The organism is Nocardia sp. NPDC005825 (assembly GCF_040630175.1).
Classification (GTDB): Bacteria; Actinomycetota; Actinomycetes; order Mycobacteriales; family Mycobacteriaceae; genus Nocardia.
The window spans coordinates 663,403-682,128 of record NZ_JBEXXC010000002.1 but is presented as its reverse complement, the minus strand read 5'-3'; the positions used below and the strand labels follow the sequence as shown (position 1 = coordinate 682,128).

General features: G+C 70.9%; 19 protein-coding genes. 14 read left to right on the top strand and 5 right to left on the bottom strand.

Annotated elements, in window-relative coordinates; genetic code table 11:
* Position 1: 1 nt before the first annotated feature.
* From ABZ382_RS07820 to ABZ382_RS07780, 9 genes are all read left to right on the top strand, one after another.
* Positions 2-244: a HypC/HybG/HupF family hydrogenase formation chaperone gene (locus tag ABZ382_RS07820; RefSeq protein WP_357085517.1), complete on the top strand. Its 243-nt coding sequence runs from the start codon at positions 2-4 to the stop codon at positions 242-244.
* Positions 241-2,544, top strand: a complete 2,304-nt coding sequence (hypF, locus tag ABZ382_RS07815; RefSeq protein ID WP_357085515.1) for a carbamoyltransferase HypF — start codon at positions 241-243, stop codon at positions 2,542-2,544. Before ABZ382_RS07820 ends, hypF begins: the two co-directional genes overlap by 4 nt.
* A 17-nt stretch (positions 2,545-2,561) precedes the next feature.
* Complete coding sequence (locus ABZ382_RS07810) at positions 2,562-2,885, top strand: HypC/HybG/HupF family hydrogenase formation chaperone (protein ID WP_357085514.1); 324 nt, start codon at positions 2,562-2,564, stop codon at positions 2,883-2,885.
* Positions 2,882-3,994 carry a hydrogenase formation protein HypD gene (gene hypD, locus ABZ382_RS07805; RefSeq protein ID WP_357085512.1) on the top strand — a complete coding sequence of 371 codons (1,113 nt, stop codon included), beginning with the start codon at positions 2,882-2,884 and terminating at the stop codon, positions 3,992-3,994. The genes ABZ382_RS07810 and hypD overlap by 4 nt, the downstream gene beginning before the upstream one ends.
* Positions 3,987-5,066, top strand: a complete 1,080-nt coding sequence (gene hypE / locus ABZ382_RS07800) for a hydrogenase expression/formation protein HypE (protein ID WP_357085510.1) — start codon at positions 3,987-3,989, stop codon at positions 5,064-5,066. Before hypD ends, hypE begins: the two co-directional genes overlap by 8 nt.
* An 89-nt stretch (positions 5,067-5,155) precedes the next feature.
* Positions 5,156-5,869 (top strand): DUF6390 family protein, encoded by a 714-nt coding sequence (locus ABZ382_RS07795; RefSeq protein ID WP_357085937.1) that lies wholly within the window; start codon positions 5,156-5,158, stop codon positions 5,867-5,869.
* Between the two features lie 104 nt (positions 5,870-5,973).
* Positions 5,974-6,483 carry a CAP domain-containing protein gene (locus ABZ382_RS07790; protein WP_357085508.1) on the top strand — a complete coding sequence of 170 codons (510 nt, stop codon included), beginning with the start codon at positions 5,974-5,976 and terminating at the stop codon, positions 6,481-6,483.
* 52 nt (positions 6,484-6,535) lie between these two features.
* A complete protein-coding gene (locus ABZ382_RS07785; protein WP_357085935.1) occupies positions 6,536-7,537 on the top strand; it encodes a zinc-binding alcohol dehydrogenase family protein in 1,002 nt (333 codons plus the stop codon).
* Positions 7,538-7,566: 29 nt separating this feature from the next.
* Positions 7,567-8,565 carry a potassium channel protein gene (locus ABZ382_RS07780; protein WP_357085506.1) on the top strand — a complete coding sequence of 333 codons (999 nt, stop codon included), beginning with the start codon at positions 7,567-7,569 and terminating at the stop codon, positions 8,563-8,565.
* A 60-nt stretch (positions 8,566-8,625) separates the two neighbouring features.
* On the opposite strand, the gene ABZ382_RS07775 is transcribed toward ABZ382_RS07780, so the two are convergent.
* A complete protein-coding gene (locus tag ABZ382_RS07775) occupies positions 8,626-9,525 on the bottom strand; it encodes a universal stress protein (protein ID WP_357085504.1) in 900 nt (299 codons plus the stop codon).
* Positions 9,526-9,754: 229 nt separating this feature from the next.
* Between ABZ382_RS07775 and ABZ382_RS07770 the strand changes: the two genes are divergently transcribed.
* Entirely contained in the window at positions 9,755-10,756 is a 1,002-nt protein-coding gene (locus ABZ382_RS07770) for a hypothetical protein (protein WP_357085503.1), read from the top strand.
* Positions 10,757-10,819: 63 nt separating this feature from the next.
* On the opposite strand, the gene ABZ382_RS07765 is transcribed toward ABZ382_RS07770, so the two are convergent.
* From ABZ382_RS07765 to ABZ382_RS07755, 3 genes are all read right to left on the bottom strand, one after another.
* Complete coding sequence (locus ABZ382_RS07765) at positions 10,820-11,578, bottom strand: sigma 54 modulation/S30EA ribosomal C-terminal domain-containing protein (protein WP_357085501.1); 759 nt, start codon at positions 11,576-11,578, stop codon at positions 10,820-10,822.
* Positions 11,579-11,678: 100 nt separating this feature from the next.
* Positions 11,679-14,066, bottom strand: coding sequence for a phosphoketolase family protein (locus ABZ382_RS07760; protein WP_357085499.1), 2,388 nt, complete (start codon positions 14,064-14,066; stop codon positions 11,679-11,681).
* Positions 14,063-15,001, bottom strand: coding sequence for a universal stress protein (locus ABZ382_RS07755; RefSeq protein WP_357085497.1), 939 nt, complete (start codon positions 14,999-15,001; stop codon positions 14,063-14,065). The genes ABZ382_RS07760 and ABZ382_RS07755 overlap by 4 nt, the downstream gene beginning before the upstream one ends.
* A gap of 157 nt (positions 15,002-15,158) precedes the next feature.
* Between ABZ382_RS07755 and ABZ382_RS07750 the strand changes: the two genes are divergently transcribed.
* The 3 genes from ABZ382_RS07750 to ABZ382_RS07740 are packed head-to-tail and all read left to right on the top strand — an operon-like array spanning position 15,159 to position 17,094.
* Complete coding sequence (locus ABZ382_RS07750; RefSeq protein ID WP_357085495.1) at positions 15,159-15,395, top strand: hypothetical protein; 237 nt, start codon at positions 15,159-15,161, stop codon at positions 15,393-15,395.
* A 24-nt stretch (positions 15,396-15,419) separates the two neighbouring features.
* Entirely contained in the window at positions 15,420-16,421 is a 1,002-nt protein-coding gene (locus tag ABZ382_RS07745; protein WP_357085493.1) for an NAD(P)H nitroreductase, read from the top strand.
* A gap of 25 nt (positions 16,422-16,446) precedes the next feature.
* Positions 16,447-17,094, top strand: coding sequence for a response regulator transcription factor (locus tag ABZ382_RS07740; RefSeq protein WP_357085491.1), 648 nt, complete (start codon positions 16,447-16,449; stop codon positions 17,092-17,094).
* Positions 17,095-17,124: 30 nt separating this feature from the next.
* On the opposite strand, the gene ABZ382_RS07735 is transcribed toward ABZ382_RS07740, so the two are convergent.
* A complete protein-coding gene (locus ABZ382_RS07735) occupies positions 17,125-17,556 on the bottom strand; it encodes a pyridoxamine 5'-phosphate oxidase family protein (protein WP_357085490.1) in 432 nt (143 codons plus the stop codon).
* 222 nt (positions 17,557-17,778) lie between these two features.
* On the opposite strand from ABZ382_RS07735, the gene ABZ382_RS07730 reads away from it, so the two are divergent.
* Positions 17,779-18,657 carry a DUF302 domain-containing protein gene (locus tag ABZ382_RS07730; protein WP_357085488.1) on the top strand — a complete coding sequence of 293 codons (879 nt, stop codon included), beginning with the start codon at positions 17,779-17,781 and terminating at the stop codon, positions 18,655-18,657.
* The last annotated feature ends 69 nt before the right edge of the window (positions 18,658-18,726 follow it).

The window sequence follows — 18,726 nt, the reverse complement described above, 5'->3', positions numbered from 1 at the left end:
GATGTGCCTGGGCATCCCCGGCCGCGTCGTCGGACCGGTCGAGGGCTATCACGGTCAGATCGCGCTGGTCGACGTCTCCGGCGAGCAGCGGACCGTGAATGTCGGCCTGCTGGAGGACGATCCGGCCGGGCCCGGCGACTGGGTGATCATCCACATGGGCTTCGCGGTCGAGAAGACCGACGCGGCCGGGGCCGCCGCCGCGCTGGCGGGGCTACGGCTGATGGGGTCGGGTGAGGAGCCGTGACCGGGGCCCGGGTCCGGCGGCGGATCATCGTCGGCGGCGTGGTGCAGGGCGTCGGGTTCCGGCCCTTCGTGTACACCACGGCGGCCGAGCTGGCGCTGAGCGGATCGGTGTGCAACGACAGCGCGGGAGTGGTCATCGAGATCGAGGGCGCGGCCGACGGCGTGGACGCCTTCGTCGCGCGTCTGCGGGACCGCCCGCCGCCGCTGGCGGTCGTCGAGACCGTCGAGCAGACCGCGATCCCGCTCCGCGGCGGAACCGGATTCCACATCGCCGGCACCACCCGGGGCGAGGGGCGCACCCTCGCGTCGCCCGATGTCGCGATCTGCGCGGAATGCGCCGCCGAACTCCAGGATCCGGGCAACCGGCGCTACCGGCACCCGTTCATCACCTGCACCAACTGCGGCCCGCGGTTCACCATCATCGCCGCGCTGCCCTACGACCGCCCGCAGACCTCGATGGCCGGGTTCGCCATGTGCGAGACCTGCGCGCGCGAGTACGCCGATCCCGGCGACCGCCGCTTCCACGCGCAGCCCATCGCCTGCAACGAGTGCGGGCCGACCCTGACCTTCTCCGACCCCGAGGCCGCGGAGCCGTTGCGCGCGGCACGGAATATGCTGCGCGACGGCGGAATCCTGGCCGTCAAGGGCATCGGCGGCTATCACCTGGCCTGCGATGCCGCCGACAGTGCCGCGGTGACGGAGCTGCGGCGCCGGAAACGCCGGGGCGACAAGCCGTTCGCGGTCATGGTGCCCGATCTGGCGACCGCCGCGGCCATCGCCGAGGTGGATGCGACGGCCGCCGCCCTGCTCACCGGCCCGGCCCGTCCCATCGTGCTGCTGCCGCGCCGGACGTCCACGTCCGAGGACCCCGACGCGCCGCCGCTGCCCGTGGACGCGGTCGCGCCGCACAACCGCGATCTCGGAGTGATGATCGCCTACACGCCGCTGCATCTGCTGCTGTTCGGACTGCCCGGCGATGCCCCCGGCCCGCGCGTGCTGGTCATGACGTCGGGCAACCTCGGCGGAGAACCTATCTGCCACACCGACTCCGACGCCCGGGAACGACTGTCCGGGCTCGCCGACGCCGTCCTGTCCCACAATCGCCCGATCCTGGTGCCGTGCGACGACTCGGTGGTCAAGGTGGTCGACGGCGTCGAGGTGCCGTTCCGGCGCTCGCGCGGCTACGCGCCGCTGCCGCTCGCGCTGCCGATGCCCGCCGCGCCGACCCTCGCCGTGGGCGCGGACCTCAAGAACACCTGCGCCGTCGCCGACGGCCGCTACGCCTGGCTGAGCCAGCACATCGGCGACATGGACGACGTCGCGACCCTGCGCGCCTTCACCTCCGCCGAAAGGCATCTGGAGAAACTCACCGGCGTCGCCCCGCAGCAACTGGCCGCCGACGCTCATCCCCGCTACCGGTCCACCGCCTGGGCCGCCGAACACGCGGGCCCCCGGCCGATCCGGCTGGTGCAGCACCATCACGCGCACGTGGCGGCCGTCATGGGTGAGCACGGCCTGGACGCGAGCGCGACCGTGCTCGGATTCGCCTTCGACGGCACCGGTTACGGGCCCGATCGCGCCATCTGGGGCGGGGAGGTGCTCGCCGCGAGCTACAAGGGGTTCCGGCGTCTGGCGCACCTGCGCTACGTGCCGCTGGCGGGCGGCGACCTCAGCGTGCAGCGGCCGTATCGAATGGCGCTGGCGCACTTGCGGTCCGCGAACCTCGGCTGGTCGCCGGATCTGCCGTGCGTGCGCGCCTGCCCGCCGCGCGAGCGGCAGGTGCTGGCGCATCAGCTCGACACCGGGCTGGGCTGTGTGCCCACCTCCAGCATGGGCCGGTTGTTCGATGCCGTCGCCTCGCTGTGCGGGGTGCGGCACGAGGTCGACTACGAGGCGCAGGCCGCTATCGAGTGGGAAGGCCTGTCCCGTGACGCCGACCCGGGCGAGGTCGCCTATCGGTTCGCCCTGCCCGGCAACCCCGTCGACGAGACGGCCGCCATCGATCCGGCGCCCGTGCTCGCCGCGGTGATCGCCGATGTGCGCGGCGGAGAGCCCGCCGGTGTCGTCGGCGCGCGGTTCCACGCGGGCGTCGCGCGTCTGGTGCTGGATCTGGCGTTACGCTACGGCGATCCGGAGCAACCGGTCGCATTGTCCGGCGGCGTGTTCCAGAACGCGCTGCTGCTCACGACCGTGCTGCGGCTGCTGCGCGAGCACGATTTCCATGTCCTCACCCACCATCGCGTGCCACCCAACGACGGTGGGATCGCGTTCGGCCAGTTACTCGCCGTCGCGGCGAGCTGAGCGGAAGGAGAACAGCGATGTGCCTGGCAGTCCCCGGCAAAGTACTCAGCGTCCACGAGCGGGACGGCACGCGGATGTCGGTGGTCGACTTCGGCGGCGTCCAGAAGGACGTCTGCCTGCAGTACATCCCGGACATCGCCGTCGGCGACTACGTGATCGTGCACGTCGGCTTCGCCATCCAGCGGCTCGACGAGGAGTCGGCCATGCAGACGCTCGCCGAGTTCGAACACCTCGGCGTGCTGAAGGAGGAATTCGGCGACGGATTCGCGATCGCCGCAGCCCAGGCCGGAGTGGCCAACCCGGAAACCACCCCGACCGCCGATCCGGAGGTGACACCATGAAATACCTCGACGAATTCAGTAATCCGGAACTGGCGAAGCTGCTGCTGGATCGGATCCGCTCCACCACCACGCGGCGCTGGTCGATCATGGAAGTCTGTGGCGGGCAGACGCATTCGATCATCCGCCACGGCATCGACCAATTGCTGCCGGACCAGATCGAGATGATCCACGGCCCCGGCTGCCCGGTCTGCGTGACCCCGCTGGAGTTGATCGACAAGGCGCTGGCCATCGCCGCCCAGCCGAATGTCATCTTCTGCTCGTTCGGCGACATGCTGCGCGTGCCGGGCAGTTCCAAGGATCTGTTCCGGATCAAGAGCGAGGGCGGCGACGTCCGCGTCGTCTACTCACCGCTCGACGCGCTCGAACTCGCCCGCGCCAACCCCGACCGCCAGGTCGTGTTCTTCGGCATCGGGTTCGAGACCACCGCCCCGGCCAACGCCATGACCGTCTACCAGGCGCAGAAGCTCGGCGTGCGCAACTTCTCGCTGCTCGTCTCGCATGTGCTGGTGCCCCCGGCGATCGCCGCCATCATGGAATCGCCGAGCTGCCGGGTCCAGGCCTTCCTGGCCGCCGGGCACGTGTGCACAGTGATGGGCACCGCCGAATATCCGCCGCTGGCCGAGAAGTACCGGGTTCCGGTGGTGGTCACCGGATTCGAGCCGCTCGACATTCTCGAGGGCATCCGGCGCACCGTGGACCAGCTCGAACACGGCCGCCACGAGGTGGAGAACGCCTACCGGCGCGCGGTCACCGCCGAGGGCAATCCGGCCGCCAAGGCCATGCTCGAGGACGTCTTCGAGATCACCGACCGCGGCTGGCGCGGCATCGGGGTGATCCCGCAGAGCGGCTGGCGGCTCTCGCCGCGCTACCGCGAGTTCGACGCCGAACACCGGTTCGCGGTCAGCGATCTGCACACCGAGGAGTCGCCGATCTGCCGGTCGGGCGAGGTGCTGCAGGGCCTGATCAAACCGCACGAGTGCGCGGCCTTCGGCAAGGAGTGCACACCGCGTAATCCGCTCGGCGCCACCATGGTGTCCTCCGAGGGCGCCTGCGCGGCCTACTACCTGTACCGGCGGCTGGACCTGCCCGCGGAGGTGGCTCATGCCTGACGTGGTCGGAACCGGCAATGGCGCCGTCGATTTCGAGAACTGGGTGTGCCCGATGCCGTTGCGGGACTCACCCACCATCGTGATGGGGCACGGTGGTGGCGGCGCGATGTCCGGCGAGCTGATCGAGCATCTGTTCCTGCCCGCGTTCGGGGCGGCGGCGCAGGCCGGGCTCGGCGACTCGGCGGTCGTGACGGTCGGCGAGACCCGGCTGGCGTTCAGCACCGACTCGTTCGTGGTGAAGCCGTTGACGTTTCCCGGCGGATCCATCGGTGATCTGGCCGTCAACGGCACGGTCAACGATCTGGCGATGTCGGGGGCGCGGCCGCTGGTCCTGTCGACGGCGTTCATCCTCGAAGAAGGCACGCCGCTGGTGCGGATCGCGGAAGTGGCCTCCGCCATGGGCACCGCGGCGCTGGGGGCCGGGGTCGCGCTCGTCACCGGCGACACCAAGGTCGTCGACGCCGGCCACGGGGACGGCATCTACGTCAATACCGCGGGCATCGGCGTGCTCGATCCCGGCGTCGACATCCGGCCCGAACTCGCCGCGCCCGGCGATGTGGTGATGGTCAGCGGGGAGATCGGATTGCACGGTGTCGCGGTATTGTCCTGCCGCGAGGGACTCGAATTCGGGACCACCGTGTGCAGCGACACCGCTCCCCTGCACGGTCTGGTCGCGGCGATGCTGGCCACCGGCGCGACCGTGCACACCATGCGCGACCCGACGCGCGGCGGACTGGCCGCCAGCTTGAACGAGATCGCGCGCGCCGCGGGCGTGGGAATCGCGTTGGACGAGAACACGATTCCGATCCCGCCCGGGGTCCGCGACGCGTGCGGGCTGCTCGGCCTGGACCCGCTGTACGTGGCCAACGAGGGCAAGCTGGTGGCCTTCGTGCCCGCCGCGGACGCGGATCGAGTGCTCGCCGCCCTGCGCGCCCACCCGCTCGGGGTGCACGCCGCGATCATCGGCCGCTGTGTGGCCGAGCATCCCGGCATGGTGACCGCGCACACCGCGCTCGGCGGTACGCGAGTCGTCGATCTGCCCGCCGGAGAACAGCTTCCCCGCATCTGCTGACCGCGCCACCCCACCCACGGAGGCCCGCCATCACCGTCCCCCGCCCGGATGCCACGCTCTCCCGGCCGCCCGATCCGGCGGCCGGGGAGCTGATGTTCGCGCGCTACGCCTACGCCCCGAACGCGCTGGGCTACTGCGGACCACCCGATACGACGGCGCTGCGCGACGGATCACCCGCGCTCATCCGGGCCGCCGCCCGGCGCTTCACCGGCGCCTGGCCCTACCTGCGGGTCATGTCCGCCATGACCGGCATCGCCGACCCCCTCGACCTGCGTCTGGTCGAATCCTATTGGCACGGCGGCGGAATCGGCTCGACCCTCGACACGGACGCCTTCTACGACGCACTGCTGGCCATCCTGGGCCCGGCCGCAGGCCACTACTGGAGTCACCTGACCCCGCGGCTCGCCCCCGAGGCCGCCCCCAACCACTGCTTCCACGTCTTCGGCGTCTACCCGTGGAGCCGGATGCTCGCGACCGCGGCCGCCCCCACCGCCCTGGACATCCTCGACAAGTGCCGCATCACCCCGGCTCTCGTGGTGGCCCGTGACGGCTCCCGGGTCCGGCTGGAGGCTCGCGGCCTGACCTGGGACGGCCACCACCTCGACCTGGGCCCACCCGCCGCACGAACCGTGACCCTCGCTCTCGACGGCCGCCTGACGATGGACCCGCGACACGGGGATCTCGTCGCGCTCCACTGGGATCGAGTGACCGCGCCCCTGAACGGGACTCGCGCCGCGGACCTGAACGACAGCACCCTCCGACAGCTGGCCGCGACCAACCATCGCCTCGACATCGACAAGTAGCCGGGTCGGTGCCGCCGACCGTTTTCGAAACATCCGGGAGCAATACGACAATGGGAGAATCAGTGGTGTACTTCAAGCGATCCGCCACCGTCATCAGCTGCGTGATGGCCGGGGCGGCGCTTTCCCAGGCCGCTGCATTGTCGGACCCTCCCGGATGGATCGGAACCGGCTCGTCCCAGGGACCGGGCGTCGGTTCGGCGCAGCCGCCTGCTTCCGATCCGCAGAGCGATGCGGCGCGATCCGGTGTACTCGAACTCGTGAACGGCGAACGCGCGCAGCATGGATGCGGCGCACTACGGCCCGACGCGCGTCTGCAGAACGCGGCACAGCGCCACACCGACGACATGGCCGATCGCGTCTACTTCGATCATCGCGACCCCGACGGGTGGATGCCGAACCAGCGAGTCGTGGCCGCAGGCTATCTGTGGCGCACCGTCGGCGAGAACATCGCCCGGGGCCAGGTCGACGCCGCCGAGGTGATGGCCGAGTGGATGTCGAGCCCCGGCCACCGCGCCAATATCCTCAATTGCGCCTACACCGATATCGGCGTGGGAGTCCACTTCGGCGCCGATGGACCGTTGTGGACACAGAATTTCGGCGCGCCGCTCCTATGATCCGCGAACAGTCCTCGGCGACACCGACGAACGCGGGCGGCTGATGGCGTCGATGCGGGCGTGGCGGGTGACGCATCCGGGTCCGATCGACGGGGAGCCCCTGTCGTCGGAACGCGTCGACGTGCCCGAGCCCGGGCCGGGCGAACTGCTCGTCCGGGTGCTCGCCTGCGGGGTCTGCCGCACCGACCTGCATGTCACCGAGGGCGACCTGGCGGTCCACCGGCCCCACGTGGTGCCCGGCCACCAGGTGGTCGGGACGGTGACCGCGCTCGGCCCGGACACCGGGTCCGAGTTCGCCGTCGATGACCGGGTCGGCATCGCCTGGTTGCGGCACACCTGCGGCGCGTGCCGGTTCTGCCGCCGCGGCGACGAGAACCTGTGCCCGCGTTCGCGATACACCGGCTGGGATGCCGACGGCGGCTACGCCGAGTACGCGGTGGTTCCGGCCGACTACGCCTTGCCGCTGCCCTCGGGCTACGGCGATATCGAGCTCGCGCCCCTGCTGTGCGCGGGGATCATCGGCTATCGGGCGCTGCGGCGCGCCGCGCTGCCGCCGGGCGGGCGGCTGGGGATCTACGGGTTCGGCGGCAGCGCGCACCTCGCGGTGCAGGTGGCACTCGCCCAGGGCGCGCAGGTGCACGTCATGACCCGCGACTTCGCCGGCCAGCGCCTCGCCCGGGAACTCGGTGCCGCGTCGGCGCAAGGGGCGGTGGAACCGCCTCCGGAACAGCTGGATTCGGCGATCCTCTTCGCACCGGTCGGCGAGCTGGTGTTGCCCGCGTTGGAGGCCCTGGATCGCGGCGGCGTCCTGTCCATCGCGGGTATCCACCTCACCGACATCCCGGCGCTGAACTATCAGCGACATCTGTTCCAGGAACGCGAGATCCGCTCGGTCACCGCGAACACTCGCGCGGATGCGCGCGAGTTCCTGACCTTCGCGGGCGCGCATCACCTCGAGGTCATCGCGCACCCGTACCCGCTCGCGGAAGCCGATCGCGCACTGCGGGATCTGGCGCACGGGCGGTTCGCGGGCGCGGCCGTCCTGGTTCCCTGAACCGGCGCGTTTGCTGCCACACTGCACGGGTGACCCTGTTGCGCCGCGTCATTCGCGTCCTGTCGGCCTTCCTGCTGGTGACAGCCGTCGGCACCACGGGGTACCGGTTACTGGGGTTCGGGTACCTCGACGCGCTGTATCAGACCGTCACCACGATCACGACGGTCGGTTTCCGCGAGGTCCATCCGCTCGGTCCGGTCGGCCAGGTATTCACCATGGCGCTCATCCTGTTCGGCGCGGGCACCGTGTTCTATATGTTCGGTGTCCTGCTCGAGGCACTCATCGAAGGTCATGTACACCAACATCTGGAACGGCGGCGCATGAACAACCGGATCGAACGACTGCGCGGACACGTCATCGTGTGCGGCTGGGGCCGCGTCGGGCATTCGACAGCGCAATACCTCAGCGGTCTCGGCAAGGAGATCGTGGTGGTGGATCGTGACCCGCAACGCCTGGAGAACCTCGAATTCCCCTACATCCTGGGCGATGTCACCGACGACGCCGTCCTCGAGGCCGCGGGCATCGGGCACGCCCAGGCCCTCATCGCCGCCTTGGACAGCGACGCCGACAACGTCTACGTCACCCTGTCGAGCCGGGCCCTGCGCGGCGATCTCATCATCATCGCCCGCGCCCGCACCGAGAGCTCCAAATCCAAACTGCTGCGCGCCGGCGCCAACCGCGCGGTCAACCCGCAGCTCATCGGCGGCCGGCGCATGGCCGCCTTCGCCCTGCAACCGAATGTCGCCGAATTCCTCGATGTGGTCATGCACGACGAGAATCTCGAATTCCGTATCGAGGAAATCGAGATCGGCCCCGACTCGCCGCTGCTGGACCGCACCGTCGCCGATGCCGTGCCCCGCCACGCCGGCAGCGCGCTCGTCCTGGCGGTCCGCACCGACGACGGCCGATTCCTGGCGAACCCCGACGGCGACACCCGGCTCCGGACCGGAACCGTTCTCATCGCGCTCGGCACCCAGCCGCAACTGGATTCGATCCGCGCCGTCACATGTCGGCGGTATGCCGTCTGACACCATCGATCTCACGCGGGCCCGAGCCGGCCGCGCGGCTCACCGATCCGCCGGTCCGCGTCACGCGCCGCGCGTGATGACGATCGGGCACTCGACACTGTGCAGCAGGGCGTTGCTGGTGGAGCCCAGCAGCATGCCGGTGAAGCCACCGCGGCCGTGGCTGCCGACGACCACCAGCTGCGCGTGCTCGGATTCGTGCACCAGGGATCGAACCGGCCTGTCCTTCACCAGGATTCGCCGAATCGGCACATCGGGGTAGCGTTCGGCGTATCCGGCCATCTCGGCGGCGAAGGTCGCGTGCTCGTGCTCCTCCTGGAGCTCCCAGCCGGGGATCGGCATATCGGGTCCGCTGACGTCGGTCCAGGCGTGCAGGGCCGTCACGCCGGTCTTGCGCAGTGACGCCTCCTCGAACGCGAGCTCCAGCGCGGGGACGCTGTTCGCGGTGCCGTCCACGCCGACCAGCACCGGCTGGCGGGCCGAGACCGGGTCCGCGGCGGCGGTCGCGTGGATCACGGCGACCGGGCAGTGCGCGTGGTGGGTCACCGCGGAGGTGACCGATCCGAGCAACCCGCGGCGCAACGCGCCCAGCCCGCGGCTGCCGAGCACCACCATCCGGGCGTGGCGCGACAGCTCGATCAGGTGCGGGATGATCGGCTCGGCGGTGACCTCCGACGACATCGGGACGCCCTCGCCGGACAGCGTCTCGGACGCGATCCGGGTCGCCTCACCCACGATCCGCTCGCCCTCCAACTCCAGGCCCGCCATGGCCGAGGCGTCGAGCGCCGCGGTCGGCGGGAGCCCGGCCGCCGCGCCGAGCGAGGTGACGATCCGCAGCGGGCACCCGTGACGGGCCGCGTCGAGCGCCGCCCATGCCACGGCCTGATACGAGACGGCCGATCCGTCCACCGCGACGACGATCGCGGGATTGGGATCCGCCTGCGGGACGCTGTTCTCGGTCATGTTCGACTCCCCTGTTCCGATACCTTCGCCGTTGTTCTCCGACCGGTTTCACCGGGCCCACGGGCCACCATCGAAGGGGCCCGCGCCGCCTGTCCGGGCAATACCCACGCCCGCTCGTCCCAAGCCCCACTCCGCGCGCTCCACGCCGGGCCACCCAGGTGACGAACGTCCCTGATCAGCGGGCGGAAAGCCCGTATGTTCCGCGTCGGCGGGCGAGAACACTCGGAGCATGACCACGATGAACGCCATCCCGCGCGCCGTCCCCGACCATCGCACCCTGCTGTCGGCGATGCGCCTGGCGTCGCGCGCGCCCTCGGTGCACAACACCCAGCCCTGGCGGTGGCGCTTCGACGGCGAGCGCCTGCGCCTGCACACCGACCCGGACCGGGTGCTCGCCGCCGCGGACCCGCAGGGCCGGCAGCAGGTGATCAGCTGCGGCGCCATGCTGCACCACGTCCGCACCGCCTTCGGCGCGTGGGGCTGGCACACCGACACCACACGCTTGCCCGACCCGTCCGATCCGGGCCGGCTCGCCGAGATCGGCTTCCGGCCCTGGCCGGATCCCCCGGCCGGACTGGTCGCGCGAGCGGGGGCCATCGATCATCGCCGCACCGACCGCCTGCCCATGGACCCGCCCGCGCACTGGGAGGACATCGCTCCCCGGCTGCGCATGCTGGCGTCCCCGCACTACGTCGACGTCGACGTGCTCGACGAATCGGTGCGGCCCCGACTGACCGCGGTCTCCGAGCAGGCGGCGGCCCTGCGCCGGCACGACCAGATGTATCAGGCCGAAATCGGCTGGTGGTCAGGACATTCCGGATTCCCCGAGGGGGTCCCCGCCGATGCGCTGATCTCCGACGCGGAACGCGCTCGGGTCCGGGTGGGCCGGGACTTCCCGTCCGTTCCGCACTCCGCCCGCCGCCCCGCCCTCGAGGATCACGCCCGGCTGGTCGTTCTCAGCACCCCCGACGATTCGGCCGCGGGCTGGCTGGCGACCGGCGAGGCCCTCTCCGCGATCCTGCTCGAATGCACCGTGGCCGGACTGGCGACCTGCGCCCTCACCCACATCACCGAATTGCCCACGGGGCGCAACATTCTCACCGGATTCCTGTCCCGGCCGGGCAAGCCCCAGCTGGTGATTCGCATCGGAACGGCCCCGGCCGACGAGCCCGAACACCCGCCGACGCCACGCCGCTCCCTGACCGACACCCTCACCCTCGACCGACACTGACCGGCATGCCGAGCCGGAGGAAACCGGCGACGGCGAGGAAGGCGCGGGCCGTGGTCAAGGGCATCAGCCTGTCGGGACATCCAGTCCGGCAACGATTCCCAGATCTCCGTCATAGCGCCGGTAGAGCAGGCGGCCGCGCCGGTCGGACGGATCGGTGAAGAACAGGAACGGCAGTCCGTGACCGCACAGCCGCGCGGTCGCCTCGGCCTCGGTGAGATCCCTGGTCGGGCGGGAATTCAGGGTGAGCGGCCGCCAGGCCGCGGACGCCGGCGGCCGCATCCGGCGCTGGCGCGCCATCCGCACCCCCACCGGCCCGGCCCAGTACACGACCGAGTCCTCGCCGGTCTCGGCATCGGTGAACAGATGCGCGTCGAAGTCCAGGGCATCCATGGCCGCGACCGCGGTGACCGGATCCAGCACCTCGAGGCGGCAGGACTTCCGCCGGGCGATGGGACGCGCCTCGCTCACCGTCGCCAGCAGCGCGCGCCCCGGGTCGGGAGTCCAGCGCGGGTCGGAATTTCCGGTGAGCCGGTCGAGTTGGCGGTCGAGCCGCTCGGCGGCGAAGGTCAGCGCGAAGCCGCCGGGGCCCTCGGCCTGCACGCGTATCTCGGTGCCCGCGAACCGCGCGTTCACCTGCGCGACGGTCGAACCGCCGAAACTTCCACTCCTGGTGAGCCGGACGCTCGCGGGCGACTCGATATGGTGTCGCCGCAACACACCCCGGATCATCCGATCGGCCCGGTTCTTCTCCGTGGCGGTGATCGGGCCACGCGCCATCACCGCGACCCCTGGACCAGCCGCCGCCGCCCGTTGCGTATTCATCGATGACGCCCCTGTTCCCTACCACTTGCGCCGAATCCCAACGCCCCCATGCCACCATCCGGCGATCACCCCGGAACAGGGTCCAAGGTCCCCCCGCGAGTCACTTCCCTTCGATCTCGGTGGCCGGGTCCGGCCAGCGCCAGTCCGCGATCTCGGGCGGGTCGATGCCGTACCGGCGGGCGTAGAGGTCGGCGGCGTCGCCCCGCTCGATCAGCCATTCGGTCAGCGGCGCGCATTGTTCGGCCAGGCGGGGCACCTCGGCGAGGGCGGCTGCCGCGAGGGTGAAACGGTCGATGCCGTTCATCGCGCACATGCTGAACGGTGTTGTGGTGGTGCCGTTGTCGGTGAAGCCGTGGACGTGCATGCGGTCGTGGCCCGGGCGGCGGTAGGCGATGCGATGAATGAGCCAGGGGTAGCCGTGGAAGGCGAAGATCACCGGCGCGTCGGTGAAGACGGCGCGGTAGTCGTCGTCGGAGATGCCGTGCGGGTGGCGGTCCGGCGGGAACAGGCGCGCCAGGTCCACCACATTGACCACGCGGACCGCGAGGTCCGGCACCAGGTCCCGCAGCAGCGCCGCCGCGGCGAGGGTCTCCTGGGTGGGGACGTCGCCGGCACAGGCGAGCACGACCTCGGCCGGGCGATCGGAATCGGTGCCGGCCCAACGCCACACGCCCAGTCCGCGTTCGCAATGCAGCCGAGCCGCGGTGTCGTCGAGGTATTGCAGCGCGGGCTGCTTGCCCGCGACGACGACATTGACCCGGCCCCGGCTCCGCAGGCAGTGGTCGAACACGTGCAGCAGGCAGTTGGCGTCCGGCGGCAGGTACACCCGGCTGACCTCGGGGCGTTTACTGAGGACGTGATCGATGAAGCCGGGGTCCTGATGGGAGGCCCCATTGTGGTCCTGCCGCCACACGTGCGAGGTGATCAGGTAGTTGAGGCTGGGAATCGGCTCGCGCCAGGCGAATTCGGCCGCCATGCGCAGCCATTTGGCATGCTGCACCACCATCGAGTCGATGACGTGCGCGAACGCCTCGTAGGTGGAGAAGACCCCGTGGCGGCCGGTGAGCAGGTACCCCTCGAGCCAGCCCTGGCACAGGTGTTCCGACAGCACCTCGAAGACGCGGCCGTCCGGGGACAACCGGTCGTCGCCCACCAGACGCCGCCCGCGCCAGCGCCGTCCGGTGACTTCGAGGATGGCGTCGAGTCGGTTGGAGGTGTGCTCGTCCGGGGAGAAGAACAGCAGATTGCGGGGATTCTCGACCAGCGCGTCCCGCAGATAGCGGCCGAGCACACGCGTCGACTCCGCCGATTCGGTTCCCGGCGTGGCGAATCCGACGCTGTAGTCGGCCGGGGACGGCAGCCGCAGATCGACGCTGTCGTGGCCGTGCGCGGCGCGGTTCGCGCTCATGCGCAGCCGTCCCGGGTGCAGGCCCGCGATCCGGTCCACCGGATGGCCGTCGGCGTCGAAGAGTTCCTCGGGGCGGTACGAGCGCAGCCAGTCCTCCAGTTGCGCCAGGTGTTCCGGGTTCTCCCGGACTCCGGCCAGTGGGACCTGGTGGGCCCGGAAGGTGCCCTCGACGGGGACGCCGTCGACCGTCGCCGGGCCGGTCCAGCCCTTCGGGGTGCGCAGCACGATCATCGGGCGGCACGGGTCGCGCGGCCCGAGCCCGCGTGCGGCGTCGTCGCGGATCTCGCGGATTCGTTCCATCGCCTCGTCGAGCACGATCGCGTACCGGTCGTGGACCTCGGCCGGATCGGAGCCCTCCACGTGCATGGGCTCCCAGCCCTGCGCGGTGAGCATGGCGTCCAGTTCGCTGCGCGACATGCGTGCCAGCAGAGTCGGATTCGCGATCTTGTAGCCATTGAGGTGCAGGATCGGCAGCACGGTCCCGTCGGTGACGCGATCCAGGAACAGTGATCCGTGCCAGCTGGCGGCCAGCGCGGCGGTCTCGGCCTCGCCGTCGCCGATCACGCAGGCCACCACCAGATTCGGTTGATCCAGGGCCGCACCGGTGGCGTGGGCGAGCGAGTAGCCCAGTTCCCCGCCCTCGTGGATGGAGCCCGGCAGGTGCGGCGAGGCATGACTGGGCACCCCGCCCGGGAACGAGAACTGCCGGAACAGTTCCCGCATCCCGGCCAGGTTCTGCCCCACCTCCGGATGCCGCGCCGAATAGGTGCCCTCGAGCCAGGTCGCGGCGGTGAGGGCCGCCGCGCCGTGCCCCGGGCCGAGGACGAACAGCATCTCCTGCCCGGTGCGCATGATGACGCGATTGAGGTGGGCGTAGGTCAGGGTCACCCCGGGCACGGTGCCCCAGTGCCCGATCAGCCGCCGCTTGATGTGTTCGGGCCGTAGCCTTTCCGACAACAGCGGGTTGTCCGTGAGATAGATCTGACCGGCGGCCAGGTAGTTCGCCGCCCGCCACCACGCGTCGAGATCGACCAGGTCGTCCCGGACCGCGGCGCCCGCGGCGGGCATGGTCCGCGTCATCGCTTCGCCTCCGTATCCTCGGCGTGCACCACCATCACCGGGCAGTGCGCGCGCTGAACCAGGCTGTGCGCGGTGGATCCGAGCAGCAGGCCCACGAATCCGCCACGGCCCCGATTGCCGACCACGACCAGTTGCGCGGTCTTCGACAGTTCCCGCAGCCGGTCGGCGGGCCCGGCCAGACACACCTCGCGGGTCACCGCGACATCGGGGTACTTCTCCTGCCAGCCCGCCAGCCGCTCGGCCAGCACCGCCGTTTCGACGCCCTCCAGATCACCGGTCACCGCGAGCATCGCCTCGCCCGCGAATTGTCCGGTGTCCCAATCACTCCAGGCGTGCACGGCGACCAGGCCCGTGCCCCGCTCGGAGGCCTCGGCGAACGCGGCGCCGAGGGCGGCATCGCCGATCCGGCTGCCGTCCACCCCGACCACCACCGGACCGGAGCCACGGACCGCGTCGCCGAGTTCGGGATCGGGCCGCACCACGACGACCGGGCCGCGCGCGTGGCTGGTCACCGCGAACAGGGTGGACCCCAGGTGCGCGAGTGTTCCCGCGGTGCCGGACGCCCCGATCACCACCGCGAACGCGTCGGCACTGTGGTCGATCAGCAGTTGCGCGGCGGTGTCGCCCGCCATCGACGACGAGACCGGGACCCGCGGGTCGTACTCGCCCGCGGCGATCACCGCGCGCACGAGCAGCGCCTTGCCCGCGGCTTCCACACTGTCGATCAGCGGCTGCGTCACGACCGCGTACGCGCCGATGCCGCCGGTGAGGCCCACCAGGTCCAGCCCGTGGACGATGTGCAGGCGGCGGCCGTGCCGGGCGGCGTACTCGGTCGCCCAGCGCAGGGCCCGTGCCGCGCCCGGCGATTCGTCCACGCCGACGACGACGGGCGCCGTGGCCAGGCGATGCGGATCGTCGTAGTGCTGCTGTGCCATCGTGACCTCCTGGGTGAGGTGGATCCGTCGGCGCCCGGACCGGGCCCGTCTCCCCCACGGTAGGAACATGGCGGCCCCGCTGACTGCGGGCGATCGTCCTCGAACCAGGGACCAAAGGCCCTGCTGCCCGCCGCGTCCCGCAACGAGGCTGATCACCATGGCTTCCATCTCCTCGCACGCCGTGGCGACCGTGACCCTGGTCCTCGGTTCGCTCATGGTCGTCGCGATCCCGGCGGCCACCGATTACCTCTCCTACTGGGCGCGGCTCTACGGCGCGGTGCTGGTCTACCTCGCGTTCGTGGAATACCTGGCGGTCGCGATCGGGCTGGTCCGATGGGGCGTAGGTCACTTGCGGTCCCGATCGAACGAGGACCAACGGCCCCTGCGGCCGTGACCTCCCGCGTCCTAGCGTGAGTTCATGAGTCCACTACCCAGCGGCGACACGATCGAGCAGGCCGTCCGGCTGTCCGGTCGAGCGCCCTCGCTGCACAACAGCCAGCCGTGGCACTGGGTCTTCGACGGCGCCGCCCTGCACCTGTATTCGGTGCGCGAGCGCCTGCTGCCCGCCACCGACGCCTCCGGACGGCAACTGCTGATCAGCTGCGGTCTCGCCCTGGGTCACCTGCGGGCCGCGCTCGCGGCGACCGGGTGGCAGACCCGGGTCGCCTACTTCCCCGATCCCACCCGCCACGATCACCTGGCGACGGTCACCTTCGAGCCGGCGCGCATCGTCACCGACGCCGACCTGGATCGTGCGGCCGCCATCGAGATCCGGCACACCGACCGGCTCCCGTTCACCGCCCCGGAGAACTGGCGGGACTTCGAACCCGTCCTGCCGGTCCTGGTGGATCCGCATGACGCCGTCGTCACCGTCCTGCCGCCGGAGGCCCGCACCGAGCTGGCGCGGGCCTCGCGGCTCACCGCGGCCATCCGCCGCTACGACTCCGGCTATCAGGCCGAATTGCAGTGGTGGGCAGGGCATTCGCTGGCAGCCGAGGGCATTCCCCCGACGGCCCGGGTGTCCGCCGAGGAGCGGGCGCGCGTCGAGGTGCACCGGGTCCTGCCCGCCGTCGACGGCGAACCCCGTCGCCCCGAGATCGACGAGGACCGTGCCATCGTGGTCGTGCTGTCCGGCCGCGACGACTCCATCGGGCTGGTGCGCGGCGGCGAGGCGCTGTCGACGATCCTGCTCGAATGCACGGTCGCGGGCTACGCCACCTGCCCGCTGACCCATGTCACCGAGGTGCCGCGCGCTCGCGCCATGATCCGGGAGCTCACCGGCCTCGACCAGCCGCCCCAGGTGCTGATCCGCATCGGCGGCGTGCCCGCTCCGGAACGGCGGCAGCCCCGCACGCCACGGCTGCCGCTGGCGCGGATCCTGGACGTCACCGCGGAATCTGCGAGCTATCGTCGACAGTGACACCCGAAGGAGCTGAGAACCGGTCATGATCACCGTCTTTCTCGTGGACGACCACGAGATCGTCCGCCGCGGGCTCGTCGATCTGCTCGACAGCGACCCGGACCTCACCGTCGTCGGCGAGGCGGCCGACGCCGCCCAGGCGCTGGCCCGGATCCCCGCTCTGCAGCCCGACGTCGCGGTCCTCGACGTGCGGCTGCCCGACGGCAACGGGATCGAACTGTGCCGGGATCTGCTGTCCCGCCTGGACACCCTGCGCTGCCTCATCCTCACCTCGTTCACCGACGAACAGGCCATGATGGACGCCATCCTGGCCGGGGCCAGCGGCTACGTCGTGAAGGACATCAAGGGGATGGAACTGGCCAAGGCGATCAAGGAGATCGGGGCCGGCCGCTCACTGCTGGACAACCGGGCGGCCGCCGCGCTCATGGACCGCTTGCGCCGCAGCACCCAGGCCGACGGCCCGTTGGCGGGGCTCACCGAGCAGGAGCGCAAACTCCTCGATCTGCTCGGCGACGGGCTCACCAACCGGCAGATCGCGGAACGCATGTTCCTCGCCGAGAAGACGGTCAAGAACTACGTGTCCCGGCTGCTCGCCAAACTGGGGATGGAACGCCGGACCCAGGCCGCCGTCTACGCCTCGAAGCTGCGCGGTGACCATCCCCGTCCGCTGTAGACGTCCTCCGAAACGCCGGTGGCGCTCGGGTTATCCCGCCTTCTTCGCCACCAGCCGCACCCCGGTCACCAGGGTCGGCTCGATGGCGACGATCGAGTCCATCACCCCGTCCACCCACGGGTGCAGCAGGGCCTCGTAGCGCGCGACGCGTTCCGGATCGGTCACCGTGCGGGCGATGCCCGTCACCACCACCGACCACCCCAGCTGGGCGACCGGATCGATGTCGTCGGCCTCGTAGGCGACCACCACATTCGCGTCGGCGCGCACCGTCGAGGTCAGCCGTGAGGTGAGCCGGGTCCGCACGACGACGATCTCGCCCTCGTCGACCAGATGATTCACCGGCCGGACGGCGGGCAACGCGTCACGGGTGAAGACGACGCGCCCGATCGGCACGCTCGCCAGCAGACGCAGCGCCTCCTCGCGGCCCATGGCCACGGTGGCGCGGGTTTCGTGGACGCGCATGAAACTGACAACACCTTTCCTACCGGTCTCCCCGCCTGATGCGTTTCCCCTGACCAATGTCAGCATCGCGACACGCGGTACCCACAGGGCCGAAGGTCCCGTCTCGGACGTCCTTCCGGCACCCGCGCTCGCCTTGGGCCCACACCGCCGGGACCTTCTCCTCTGTGGCCCGGCCGCTTCCGTGCGCAGGCTGGTGGGACGAACTATTCGGAGGAGGCCGCGATGGAATACCGGGTCAACGTGTGCGAGACGCCACCGCAGGCGGTCCTCCGGATGCCGTTGGAGATCCGTCCGAACCTGTTGAGCGAGGGCATCATCGGCGGCATGGGCCGGCTCACCGAGGTCGCGGAGAAGGCGGGCCTCACCGCGAACGGCGCACCGACCATCACCTTCCATCGGGAACTACCCGCCGTCGGCGGCATCGTCGTCGACTTCGGGCTCCCGATCGAGGCGGCCCCGGCACTCGGACCGAGTTCCGGTGCACAGCTGGTCATCCAGTCCCCCACGCTGGTGGCCCGCACCAGTCACCGGGGCAGCTATCGCGACATCGACGCGGCCTATCGCGCGCTCCGGGAGTGGTTGCGGCAGGCCGGGTATCGCGCCGTCGGCCCGCCGACCGAGGCCTACCTGATCGGACCCGACGAGGTGAGCGATCCCCGGCGGCTCATCACCGAGATCCGGATACCGGTCGCCCCGGCCCCCGCCATCGCCGTGCACCTGGCGACCGGGTTCCCCGACGCCGTGGAGCTGACCCGGACGGCGTTGCGCGAGCGGGGATTCGGCGTCGTCACCGAATTCGACGTGCAGGCGGCACTGCGGGACCGGACCGGCGAGCACATCGAGGAATACCTGATCCTGGGCGTCTGCAACCCGCACCTCACCAGCCTCGCCCTGGCGACCGACCGCGAAGCCGGACTGCTCATGCCCTGCACGGTGGTGGTGCGGGCCGACGAGACCGGCGTGCTGGTCGAGGCCGTCGATCCCACCCTGCTCGCCCAGGTCCTGGCCCGGCCGGAACTGGCCGCCTCGGCCGAGGAGATGCGACGGATGCTCGCGGGCGCACTGGCGGGTCTGGCCCATCCCGCCGCCGCGGCGGGCTGACCCCGCCGATCGGTGATCACTACCGCGCGAACGCCCGGCTAGGATCGGGTTACATCGCGCGCGGATCCC